At 51.7% G+C, this 11,804-nt stretch carries 9 protein-coding genes; 1 reads left to right on the forward strand and 8 read right to left on the reverse strand.

Annotated elements, in window-relative coordinates; all coding sequences use genetic code 11:
- Positions 1-6: 6 nt before the first annotated feature.
- The 8 genes from AC0YOA_RS21035 to desA all read right to left on the reverse strand — a co-directional run bounded on the left by AC0YOA_RS21035 (position 7) and on the right by desA (position 10,185).
- Positions 7-894 (reverse strand): carbohydrate ABC transporter permease, encoded by an 888-nt coding sequence (locus tag AC0YOA_RS21035; protein WP_475788262.1) that lies wholly within the window; start codon positions 892-894, stop codon positions 7-9.
- A 3-nt stretch (positions 895-897) separates the two neighbouring features.
- On the reverse strand, positions 898-1,803 hold the full coding sequence (locus AC0YOA_RS21040) for an ABC transporter permease (RefSeq protein WP_379113514.1): 906 nt from the start codon (positions 1,801-1,803) through the stop codon (positions 898-900).
- Positions 1,804-2,056: 253 nt separating this feature from the next.
- On the reverse strand, positions 2,057-3,625 hold the full coding sequence (locus AC0YOA_RS21045) for an extracellular solute-binding protein (protein ID WP_475788344.1): 1,569 nt from the start codon (positions 3,623-3,625) through the stop codon (positions 2,057-2,059).
- Positions 3,626-3,952: 327 nt separating this feature from the next.
- Positions 3,953-6,175: a helix-turn-helix domain-containing protein gene (locus AC0YOA_RS21050; RefSeq protein WP_475788263.1), complete on the reverse strand. Its 2,223-nt coding sequence runs from the start codon at positions 6,173-6,175 to the stop codon at positions 3,953-3,955.
- 406 nt (positions 6,176-6,581) lie between these two features.
- Positions 6,582-7,307, reverse strand: coding sequence for a metallophosphoesterase family protein (locus AC0YOA_RS21055; RefSeq protein ID WP_475788264.1), 726 nt, complete (start codon positions 7,305-7,307; stop codon positions 6,582-6,584).
- A gap of 12 nt (positions 7,308-7,319) precedes the next feature.
- A complete protein-coding gene (locus AC0YOA_RS21060; protein WP_475788265.1) occupies positions 7,320-7,919 on the reverse strand; it encodes a response regulator in 600 nt (199 codons plus the stop codon).
- Entirely contained in the window at positions 7,916-9,052 is a 1,137-nt protein-coding gene (locus AC0YOA_RS21065) for a histidine kinase (RefSeq protein ID WP_210038737.1), read from the reverse strand. The genes AC0YOA_RS21060 and AC0YOA_RS21065 overlap by 4 nt, the downstream gene beginning before the upstream one ends.
- Positions 9,053-9,087: 35 nt before the next feature.
- On the reverse strand, positions 9,088-10,185 hold the full coding sequence (desA, locus tag AC0YOA_RS21070; RefSeq protein WP_475788266.1) for a Delta(5) desaturase DesA: 1,098 nt from the start codon (positions 10,183-10,185) through the stop codon (positions 9,088-9,090).
- Positions 10,186-10,474: 289 nt separating this feature from the next.
- Between desA and AC0YOA_RS21075 the strand changes: the two genes are divergently transcribed.
- Entirely contained in the window at positions 10,475-11,803 is a 1,329-nt protein-coding gene (locus tag AC0YOA_RS21075; protein ID WP_475788267.1) for an FAD-dependent oxidoreductase, read from the forward strand.
- The last annotated feature ends 1 nt before the right edge of the window (position 11,804 follow it).

Consider the following 11,804-nt stretch of genomic DNA (forward strand, 5'->3'; position numbering starts at 1 on the left):
GGGTCTCTACTCCTTCACCGATCCCAGCATGACGCCCGAGATAAAATATTTCTGCAGCCACGGATACACGATCAGAATCGGCACCGTGGCGAACATGATGCTTGCCGCTTTAATGCTCTCCGGCATTATCGAGACCAGCTGGTCTCCCTGCATCGACAGCGGATCGTTGGTCATGCTGTTCACGATGACCTGATACAGCTTGAGCTGAATGGGATACAGCTCGGGATTGGTAATATACATGAGCGCATCCATAAAGCTGTTCCAGCGGCCCACCGCATAGAAGAGACTAAGTGTGGCAAGCGCCGGCATAGACAGCGGCAGAATGATCTGGACAAGCGTCCGAAAATGGCTGCTTCCGTCCATCTCGGCTGCCTCCGACAGGCTTGCCGGGAGCGAGCGGATGAACGTGATAAGAATGATCAGGAAGAACGGATTTACCATCGTCGGCAGTATGAGCGAGCCGATATTATTCGTCAGGTGCAGACCCCTGATCAGCAAATAATCAGGAATCGTCCCGCCGCTGAAAAACATCGTGAACAAAATCAGAAACATGAAGAACTTCTTGCCCCGCAGCCTCTTGGATAAGGGATAGGCCGCAGCGATCGTCATCAGCATGGCCAGACAGGTGTAGCCTGCCGTCATCACCAGTGTCAGTCCAAGCGATTTAATCATCGTATCGTCCTGAAATACCTTCCGGTAGGCTTCCATATTGATGCCCCTTGGAAAAACCGTCACTTCTCCCGACAGTATCGCTCTGTTGGAGCTGAGCGACACCGAAGCGATATGAAACAAGGGAGCGAGGCAGAGGATCACCAGCACAACGATCAGGATTACGTTGACAGCCTCGAAGGGCCTCCCTTTGCGGGCCGTTATCAGTCGAGTGTTCTCAGCCATCGTTTAGAATACTCCGTTTTCGGTTATTTTTTTGGCGATATAGTTCGCTCCCAGAAGCAGCACAATGCCGACCAGAGCCTGAAACAGACCGACGGCGGTCGCAAGCGAGAATTGCGAGGTCTGTATCCCCATTTTGTACACGAAGGTACTGATCACCTCCGAGAAATCCCGGACGCTCACATTCCCGATCACAAACGGCCGGTCAAAGCCGATCTGGACAATTTCGCCGATCTTGAGAATAAGCAGGACGACGATGGTCGGCTGAATCCCCGGAAGCGTCACCGACCACATCCTGCGCATCCGGCCAGCCCCGTCGACTGCGGCGGCTTCGTACAGCTCGGTATTGACGCCGGTAATGGCGGCCAGATAGATAATCGTCCCCCAGCCCGCGCTCTGCCAGACGCCGACAGCCAGATACGTAATAAGCCAGTCATATTTGTTCGTCAGGAACGGAATCGGATCGATGCCAAAATGGCCGAGCAGCAGATTGATAATACCGGTATTCGTTGCAAACACCTGATACATGATCCCGCCGATAATAACCCAGGACAGGAAATGGGGCAGATACAACGCCGTCTGCGCCAGCTTCTTGAACCGGCGTCCGCTCAGCTCGTTCAGCAGCAGCGCAAGCACGATTGGAGCGGGAAAGGATACGATCAGATCCAGTATGTTGAGCATGAAGGTGTTCCGCAGCGCTTCATAGAAGCCGCTCATCCCGAACACTTCCCGGAACACGTCAAGCCCGACCCAGGGACTGCCGCTGACGCCTTTGAACAGATTGTAGTCCTGAAAGGCGATCAGAATGCCGTACATCGGACCGTACTTGAAGATCAGGAAATAGGCGAGCGGCAGGACCAGCAGGGCATACAGCTGCCAGTTACGGTAGAAATAAAGGCCTTTGTTGTTCAATCCAGCTCACTCCCTTGCTGCTTTGCGAATTAAAAGCCCGGTGAAAAAGACAGGCTGATCATGCGAAAAACATCTTTCTGATACTCGCGGGGGCGCTGTAAGCATGTCTATCGCTTGCCGCTTGTCGAGATCACTGTTGTACTCCTGTAGATGCTCCCGAATCAGCTTTCTTACGAAAGCTTTCAGCTTGCCCTTCTCCAGACTGTTTCCGCCTGCTCCGCCTGTTATTCACCGGACTTTAATGCTCCTGCTGTTATTTCTTCATCGCTTGAAAGGCTTCCGTGCGTTCCTTCACAATGGCGTCGCCGCCGCTTGCCATATAATCCTTGAGCAGATCGTCGTAGGTTTTGTTGAAAGCCTCCGGCTTTGCCATCACGCTCTTGACGATAATTTCATCGTACTTGTCCTGCAGCGTTGGCATATACTTGTTCTCCGCTTCGATCGGCGTCGTAAAGTTCGCATAATTGATCGTATCCGTCAGCGACATCTTGTAGGCATCCTTCACATACTGCTGGAATTCCTCAGGCACAGCCGCAGCTGCCGCCGCCCAATTCTTCTCGTCGCTGCCGAAGTCCTCGCCTTGGGTAATCATTGTAATGTCGCTGGAATTGTACATCCGCTTGCTCGTCGCATCGGATTCGATGCGGTGCGGCAGACCGTCCTCCAGCGTATAGTCCTCGCCTTCGACGCCGTTCATCAGCGTAAACAGGACATCCGGCTGCGCCATCCAGTCCAGATATTTGACCGCTTCCACTCCGCGCTTGCTGGATGCCGGCACCATCAAAAAGAAGCCCGTCGGATCATATTCCGGCTTGAGATGCTTGCCGGCGTTATTCGTATACGGATCGACAGGGACAAGCTTGGCGTCAGGGACGTTCTGCGTCAGCACCTTGGCGATGCCCGGTGTCGCATTGTAGCTGTTGCCCAGATTGTCGCTGTACATGCCGACTTTACCCGTCATGACATCCTGGAAGACCTGCTTCTCATCCTTGTCCAGCGCGAAATCGGGACTCATCAGCCCTTCGTTGTACAGCTTGTTCAGAAACTCAACCGCATCCTTATGCCCCGGGAGCAGAAGCGGATAGCCCATGCTCTCCGACAGCGTGTAGCGCTGCTCGTCCGTAAGACCGTCCTGAATGAAGGACCAGACAATCGGCTCGATGGACGCAGGCGTCAGCGAGAAGCCGAGGGGAATAACCTTGTCGCCCGTCTGACCGGGGTCCTTTTCCTTGAACGCTTTTAAGGTCTGATAGACCTCTTCCGTTGTCTTCGGCATCGGCATCCCCAGCTTATCCAGCCAGTCCTGACGGATGAGATTCTCATATTTGCCCGTATTGACGCGTCGTCCGGGAATCGAATATTGAACGCCCTCCACCTTGCCGCGGTCAAGCGTGGGAGCCAGATATTTTTTCAGGTTCGGACCGTACTGATTGATGAGATCATCAAGCGCCAGCAGTCCTCCGTCCTTGGCGTAGCCGTAGGATGTGAGCACGTTCGTGTTGGCGAATACGATATCCGGGGCGTCGCCGCTGGACATCATGACATTGACTTTGTCGGTGGCGTCCGTACGCGGGATCGGCACGAATTCCACTTTAATGTTGTTCGGATCGCCGAAATTCGTCTGCACATAATCAGTCCAATAATTGTCGGTTACAGTAACTCCCGCAGGAGAATTGCCCCTGTCGAAAATACCGACCTTCAAGGTAACCTGCTCCGGCTTCGCCGTGGAGCCCCCTGTCGATGCGGAGGAATTGCCCGCCTCATTCCCGCCCTGCGAGCATCCCGCCAGCAGACCGAATGATGCGACAACCGCCAGCATCATACTCAACCCTTTCCTTCTCATAAAACACCTCGCCATCTTTTTTTAAAATATAAGAAAGCATAGAATTCGACCTGCACTTTGCTTATATTTTTGAGTGAAGAAACTTACTGCGCCTCATAAGGAAGGGCGGAGCATGCCGTTTCTTCTCTGCATCTCAAGTTATAGCGCTTCTTAAAAAGCAGGGCAATTTACACGTTTCCGCGGAACAAACAAAAAAGCAGATTGGCGCATCTGCCTGGAGTTTTGTATGGAGCAAACGAAATTCAGTTAACATACGAAAGGTCGGAAATCCCCGAAAACCCGCATAACGCCTAGCTTTCCGGCTTTTCACATTCCCTCTTGCGTTCTGCTGGGGTGCATCAGCCTGCGATAGTCGCCGGGAGACACGCCAACCATTTTCTTGAAAATCCTGCCGAAGGAAATGGCATGCTCGTATCCGACCTGCCGCGAAATTTCATTGATCGATTGATCGGTTTCACGCAGCAGCTTTTGCGCCTGGCCAACGCGCAGCCCGATCAGAAAATCGACAAACTTGACACCGAATTCTTCCTTGAACAGCTGGCTGGCATATTTCCCGTTCATGCCGAACCGTTCGCTGATATGATTCAGGGACAAGTCGGAATTCGCGTAATTGTCCTCGATATACTTTTTCACATCATAGATGATATGAGTATTGCTGCCGGATTCCAGAATCGTGACGTATTTATCGTACAGCTCGCCGATCAACGACTCATATATTGCCCGGATCTCCGTCATCGCCCCCGTCTCCTTGAGCGCCTCTGCCATCCGGGGATAGGTGACCGTATCCCAATATTCATTGATCTCCGGCGATATCTCCTCCATCTCGCGGGCGAAACGGTGGGTCAAATAGTTCAGGAGCAGCTGCATCTCTTCGTTCCTCAGCACCCGCTCCTCCAGATGATCGAAAATCCGGGCAAAATCGTCCATCCAGGCCGGCGCAGGAATTCGGAAATGATGAATCAGATCCTCCAGCCATTTGAAATAAAGCGAATCGACGCGATTTTCCTTGTCCCTGATTTGCTGATAGACGATAATCCGGTTGTTTCCGGCCGTCATCTTATATTGAAGAGCGGCGAGCGCCTCGCTGAAGGACGTCTTGATATCCGGCCAATCGTCTGCAGATGAGCCGATACCGATCGTTACCGAGAAGACCAGATCGCCCGCCGCCCATTTGCGCAGCCTGTCCATCATGGCGTCGATGGTATGCGGCTTGGCTTCCGGATCCGGATGAAGCTGAACCAGGAGAGCCAACCGGTCGCCGGATATCCACTCCGAGCCGACGACCATTGCGCCGGAATGCCGCCATTTCCCGGCCGCCTTGTCCAGCTGTTCCTTGGAAGCAAGCAGTTCCTGCCGGTCACGACGCAGCAGAGGGACATATTTATCAATTTCCATAATCGCGATTACCAAACCGCACTTATCCTCCGGCAATCCGAACAGACGAGCGTATTCCTGCCACTCCTGCATTGGGATGGTTTTCTCGTCCTCCTGCAGCTCATAGAAAAATTGCTTGCGCCTGACATGCACGCTCTCGGCCTCCTGCCGGTCGATCAAATCCATACGGACCATCATCGTATCGAATGCGTGCTCGATAATCGAGAACTCGTCGCTATTAGCCGCCTTTGTCTCCTGCTGATAGGATGAAACCCGCCTTACAATGTTCTCGATCGGCTGATAGTTTCTCCGGGTGACATACATGATATACGCAATAATGGCAGCCAGAGACAGGATAATGATCGCCAAGGGCATCAGTGAGCGTATCGCAGCCTGAGCAAACAGATTGGTACTGATCGTTCCGCTCGAATAATGCCAGCCGATGTAATCCGATTCCAGGTCAGTGAGCGGCTTCGCCCTCGGCGAAGCGGGACGCGTCGAATAGATCGGGCTGCCCTTCACGTCGGCGATGTCCATGAATTCCTTGGTGCCGCCTCTGAGCTTGCTTGCCATCGACAGCAGCAGATCGGCCTTTACGTTCAGCACGATGATGCCCTCATTGCCGATGGAGTTTTTGGTAATCGAAATAATTCTCTCCGGCGGATCGATCAACGGAAACTCGGAATATTTGCGGATGGGCGACCAGTGAACGCTCTGGGACTTATTTTGCACCTCCTGTACAAATTGCCTGTCCGTAAAGTCCTCAAGCTTCGCGGCATATCCGCCTGTCAGCACCATCTGGTCCTTGTTTCTGTAAAAATAGATCGAATGAATCAGCGGGTTGTTGCGGATCTTGGCAATTTCACTGGACGCTTTGTAGTTGATCAGACTCGGCTCGTAGGCGCTGCCGTTGAAATAATCGTTGATCGCCTCGTTCTTGACGATCTGATTGGCGAGCATCAGCTCGATATTTTTGAGCGAGGTCGTCATGCCGTCCACGACATGGTCCGCATACGTGCGGTTGGTCTTTTCGGTTTCCTTGACCACATTGTTGTATGTAACGGCAAAAACGATCGCGATAATGACGGCTCCGGAGACGAACAGAGTCGAGAGGTGGGAAAGCAGAAACCGCTTGTACCATTTTTTGTTTTCCATATCAACCTCGCCCCTTCCATTTGAGCTTTTTACCGGCAGCGGATTTCCTATACCGCAGGAAGAAACAGCCCTGCCTTCCTCTGACGGCGTAGTTGGTTTTTTCCCTCAACCTGACAGGCATTTGGATGCTATCTTGGCAAACAAAATAAAGCCGGCTATCTCCATCATACCCCCGATGTGTTATCGCAGTGTTGTCAGCGGGAAATTTGCCGGAAACAAGTAGAATTGGCTGGCGCCGTCCTTTGGCGGAGCATCAAAATTCAAATATAATCAATATATGGAACATTTTATTTTATCCTATGCTATGAAAAAAGAGCCGCTTCGAAAAATCGAAGCGGCTCTTTTTATGGAGAATAAAGGAATTTAATTGACGATGCTGCATGAAGTTTGCGCTTTTTCCGCCCCGCTACAGATTCACGCTGGCATTGCGCAGGATTCTTGCCATCATTTCGGCATTGGGATACTGCCCTTCCCCATACTGACGGATAACCTCTTCGATATCAAAATCAACGCGCTCAATTGAACAGCTGATTGAACCCTGAACCGCCTCGACAATGGCGTAAGAGGCTTTCTTCATCCCGTCAAATGGCAGGCCTACGCTCCCGATATTCATAAGCACCCTGCCTTTGATATAACGTATGTAAGGCTTATGAATATGAGCATATATGAAAATATCCGCATCCGCCCCCGACATAAGCTTCTCCTCCAGCAGCTCGTCCTCCCCGCCTGGAAGAACAACGTCGAACAGGCTGTCCGGCGTGGCATGAAACGCGCTGACGGAGACGCCTTCCATATCCAGATGAAGTCTGGTCGGCAGCCCGTTCAAATATCCGATATCCTGTTGATCCAGCCGTGATACCGTCCAGTCCCGTTCCGTATTCATCATGTCGATGACCTTATCGGGAACCTCCCCAGGAAGAACGCCCCGGACGACCCACTCGTCCGCGTTTCCCTTAATAACGCGGGTATGCAGCGACTGGACCAGAGCAAGAGAGCCCTTCGGATCGGGTCCGCGGTAGCACAGATCGCCAAGCACATAGATTTGATCGATGGCCTTCTTGCGGATGTCCTCCAGAACGGCCTGAAGCGCGACGGAATTGCCATGAATATCCGAAATAAATGCTGCTCTCATCAGCTCACTCCTTTATTTAAACCAACCCTTCTCCTTGAAGCGTGTGATCGCTTCGATCCGGTTGGTGACCTGCAGCTTATCCAGAATGACGGATATATAATTGCGGACGGTTCCTGTGGTAATGTCCATGTGGCTGGCGATATCCTTCGTGTTCTTGCCGTCGGCGATTAGCGCCAGCACTTCCTTCTCCCGGAGCGTTAACGGATTCTCTTCGCTGTAGCCCTCGTCCACCAGATCCGATGCATAAATACGGCGGCCTGACATAAGGCTCCGGATCGAATCCGCCAATTCCTCGCTGGGACTGTCCTTCAATAAATAGCCGTGCACATCGGCCTTGAGCGCGCGTTCAAAATAGCCGGAACGGGCAAAGGTGGTCAGAATCATCACCTTGCATCCGAAGCCCTTCAGCTCCTCGGCAGCGTCCAGCCCGCTCTTGATGGGCATCTCGATGTCCATGATACAAAGGTCAGGCCGAAGAAGCTTGACAAGCTTGACGGCTTCCTCGCCATTGTTGGCTCTCCCGACAACCTGCATATCTTCCTCAAGGTCCAGCAGGGAAGCAAGCGCGCCAAGCAGCATCCGCTGGTCCTCGGCAATTACGATTCGAATCATACCTCCGCCTCCTGTACCTGTTGTTTCAAGACGTTCGGGACGTTTATCACGAGGGTCGTACCAGCAGCTGAATGAATGTCCAGACTGCCATTCACAAAATCAAGACGCTCTTTCATCCCCTGAAGACCGTTTCCTCTCATGCAGGTGGTGGGATCGCCTATGCCGACGCCGTTGTCCTTCACGGTGATTCTTAAACCTGCCGGCGAAGGATCAAGTCTTACGGAACAGGCGGAAGCGCTGCTGTGTCTCACCACATTGGTTACAGCTTCCTTGAGGCACATGCTCACGACATTCTCGTTCAGCAGGGAAGTGTCGGTCAGCCTGGGATCTCCCTCCAGAGTGAACTCGATACCAGCGGCCTTGAGAATCTGCCTGATGCGGAAAATCTCATCTTCTACGGTTGTTCCGCGCATTTCCGTAACCATCTTCCTGACTTCCTTCAAGGCGCTTCTCGCCGTTACCCGGACATCGTCGATTTCGCTCTGGGCCTGAACCGGGTTCTGGGCGATTAATTTGTGAGCCAAATCGCTCTTCAAGCCGATCAGGGAAAGCTTCTGCCCCAGCGTATCATGCAGATCCCTGGCGATCCGCTGGCGTTCCTCCAGCTTCACAAGCTCGGATATCCGTTTGTTGGCATCCTCCAGCTGCTCCTGCAGCTTGTCGCTCTTGTTCCGGTTGTAAGTAGTTACCGGAAGAAGAATAACGGCAATGAGACTAATAAGCACGAAGGGCAGCTGGGTTATGATAACGGGGTTCTTGGAGACGAACCCGAAGTTGATGGTGACGATTGTGCTGGATAGATGGATGGCGTACAGCGTAATAAATCCGGCGCGATTTTTGATATTTCCGATAAAAAAAGCTAAAAATATAGCAAAATATACGTAACCGTATATTAAGCTCATGGCAATCGAGATCAAAATTTGGATGCTGATCCACACATATACCGGCCAGCCCTTTGAGATAAAGGAAAGCACGTAGCAGATAAAAAAAGCGGCGATGAGCATGCCTCCGACCATGACCTCATACGTCGAGGAAGAGCGGAATATAAAGTAATAAGGAAGAATGTAGAGAACGACCCAAACATAAGGGATGATTCCCGTGTTTTTATGAAAAATCTGATACCACTTCTGCATGGGCTTCCCCACCTTTATCTTGGCGCACGTATTAATTATAAGTTATTCTCGACCTTTACGGCAGGTTTTATTATTTTGCCGCCTTTAATGCCGCTTTTGAGTGTGCTGGCTGCGCCTGCCGCGGCGTCCGCGTGATTCAGCAAACGTCTGACTTTTTTGAAGCCGACAAATGTTTTGTTCTGCTCATCCCACAGCCGGAATTGAAGCGATTTCAAACTTGCGGCAATGGTAATGGTCGTCGCTTTCTGCAGGGGCAATGAAGCATTATGGGCCTTCTCCAGGTTATAATTCGGTACCCGGGGGCTCAGATGATGAACATGATGAAAACCGATATTTCCGGTGATCCACTGCAGAACCTTGGGTAGCTTATAATAAGAGCTGCCGTCTACTGCGGCCTTCACATAGCTCCATTCCTCTTCATTCTCGAAATACGAATCCTCAAACTGATGCTGCACATAAAACAGCCAGATGCCCATCGAACCTGAGACAAAGAAGACAAGGCCCTGGATCAGAAGAAAATCCTGCCAGCCAATAGCCCATATCAGCAGTCCGTACAAGGCGGCTATGGAAACATTGGTCACGTAAGTGTTGATACGCTCCTTGCGTTTTGCCCCTTTGCGGTTAAACCGGTATTGAATCAGGAAAACGAAGATCGGTCCTATGCCGAACATCACAATGGGATTCCGGTACAACCGATAAGCGATCCGGCGAAGCAGGGGGGCTGCCCTATATTCTTCCACAGTCAGGATCCACATATCCCCGGTTCCCCGTTTGTCGAGATTGCTGCTCGTCGCATGATGGATGGAGTGGCTCAGCTTCCACTGCTGATACGGCACCAGCGTCAGAACGCCGGTAATGGTGCCAAGAATATCATTCACCCGCTTGCTTTTAAAGAATGATCCGTGGCAGCAGTCGTGAAAAATAATAAAGGTGCGGATGACAAAACCTGATGCCGCAATGGCGATAGGCACAGTAAGCCAGTAGGATACCGAAATACTGAGGTACGCGGCAATCCAGAGCAGGACAAGCGGCGCAAGCGTGTTAATCAGCTGCTTCACGCTTGACTTTTTATCGTTTTTTTCAAATGGGGTCATATTTTCTTTCAATTGGGCTATGTTTCCGGCTTTATTCATCGCATATGCCTCCTGGGTATGATGCTCTAGTAGGATGAAATGAGCCGCTACGCTATAACTTCCTACTTTCATTATAGAGAACGCTTTCCATTTGCCACAGTCATAAACGTCACACCCGGGAGTATGACAAACGTCATCCTTTCGTACAAATCGCCCATATTTTGCTGACCCCTTGTCATTTTTCGGCAGGAGGCGTATACTAAAAGCAACAAAGTATTGTGAAATAAATCACATAGTAGTTTACATTGTGAATTTAATCACAATATTAACTATCGAGGAGGCGCTTCATATGAAGATTATTGTGATAGGCTGTACACATGCAGGAACGGCTGCCATTACCCAAATGGCCAAATTATATCCAGATGCCGAGATAGTCGTTTATGAACGCAATGATAATATTTCTTTTCTCTCATGCGGCATCGCGCTTCATGTCGGGGGCATCGTCAAGGATGCCGCTCAGCTCTTCTACGCGAATCCGGCGCAGCTGGCCGAAATGGGCGTTGCCACCCGGATGCGGCATGACGTGCTGGCGGTCGATACGACCGGCAAGAAGGTGCAGGTCAAAAATCTCGCAACCGGCGAAATCCTCTACGACCGCTACGACAAATTGGTCATGACCACCGGCTCGTGGCCGATTATTCCGAAGCTCGCCGGCATTGAGCTTGCGAATATCCTGCTGTGCAAAAACTACGCGCATTCGCAGACGATTATCCAGAAAGCGGCAGAAGCCGCCAAGATCACGGTTGTCGGCGCAGGCTATATCGGCATTGAGCTGGCTGAAGCCTTCCAGCAGCTTGGCAAGGAAGTCACGCTCATCGACAATACCGATCGCGTGCTGTTCAAATATCTGGACCGCGAGTATACGGAGCGGGTCGAGGAAGAGCTGACAAGCCGCCAGATCCGGCTGGCGCTGGGGCAGGGTGTTACCGGTTTTGCAGGCGAAGCCGGAAAAGTCACGCGGGTTGTGACAACGGCCGGGGAATATGAAACCGATCTTGTCGTTCTGTGCATCGGCTTCCGCCCCAATACAGAGCTGCTCAAGGGGCAGGCGAATATGCTGGACAACGGCGCTCTCATCGTGGATGAATATATGCGTACCAGCTGTTCTGACGTGTTTGCGGCAGGCGACAGCTGCGCGATCCACTACAATCCGACAGGCCAGGATGCCTATATACCGCTGGCTACCAATGCCGTCCGGATGGGCGCTCTCATTGCACGCAACCTGGTGAGGCCGACGGTCAAATATATGGGAACGCAGGGCACGTCAGGCATTAAAATCTACGATTATCATATCGCTTCAACCGGCATGACCGAACAAGCCGCCCGTTCTGCGGGGATGATTGTGAAATCTGTCACAATCAATGACAATTATCGTCCGGAATTTATGCCCACTTATGAGAAGGTGCTGCTCAAGGTCGTCTATGAAGAGACCGGAAGACGGATTCTAGGCGCCCAGATCATGTCGAAGGCGGATTTGACCCAGGCTATCAATACGCTGTCGGTGTGCATTCAGAATGAGATGACTATGGATGAGCTGAGCTTCGTCGACTTCTTCTTCCAGCCGCATTACAACAAGCCGTGGAATCTGCTGAACCAGGCAGGGCTGCAGGCAATTTGAG

It is taken from the genome of Paenibacillus sp. JT22N12 (assembly GCF_056269365.1).

What these genes read in the sequence shown, in the direction of transcription:
- AC0YOA_RS21035 (WP_475788262.1), bottom strand. Translation starts at nt 894, where the DNA reads ATGGCTGAGAACACTCGACTGATAACGGCCCGCAAAGGGAGGCCCTTC.
- AC0YOA_RS21045 (WP_475788344.1), bottom strand. Translation starts at nt 3,625, where the DNA reads ATGATGCTGGCGGTTGTCGCATCATTCGGTCTGCTGGCGGGATGCTCG.
- AC0YOA_RS21050 (WP_475788263.1), bottom strand. Translation starts at nt 6,175, where the DNA reads ATGGAAAACAAAAAATGGTACAAGCGGTTTCTGCTTTCCCACCTCTCG.
- AC0YOA_RS21055 (WP_475788264.1), bottom strand. Translation starts at nt 7,307, where the DNA reads ATGAGAGCAGCATTTATTTCGGATATTCATGGCAATTCCGTCGCGCTT.
- AC0YOA_RS21060 (WP_475788265.1), bottom strand. Translation starts at nt 7,919, where the DNA reads ATGATTCGAATCGTAATTGCCGAGGACCAGCGGATGCTGCTTGGCGCG.
- AC0YOA_RS21065 (WP_210038737.1), bottom strand. Translation starts at nt 9,052, where the DNA reads ATGCAGAAGTGGTATCAGATTTTTCATAAAAACACGGGAATCATCCCT.
- desA (WP_475788266.1), bottom strand. Translation starts at nt 10,185, where the DNA reads ATGAATAAAGCCGGAAACATAGCCCAATTGAAAGAAAATATGACCCCA.
- AC0YOA_RS21075 (WP_475788267.1), top strand. Translation starts at nt 10,475, where the DNA reads ATGAAGATTATTGTGATAGGCTGTACACATGCAGGAACGGCTGCCATT.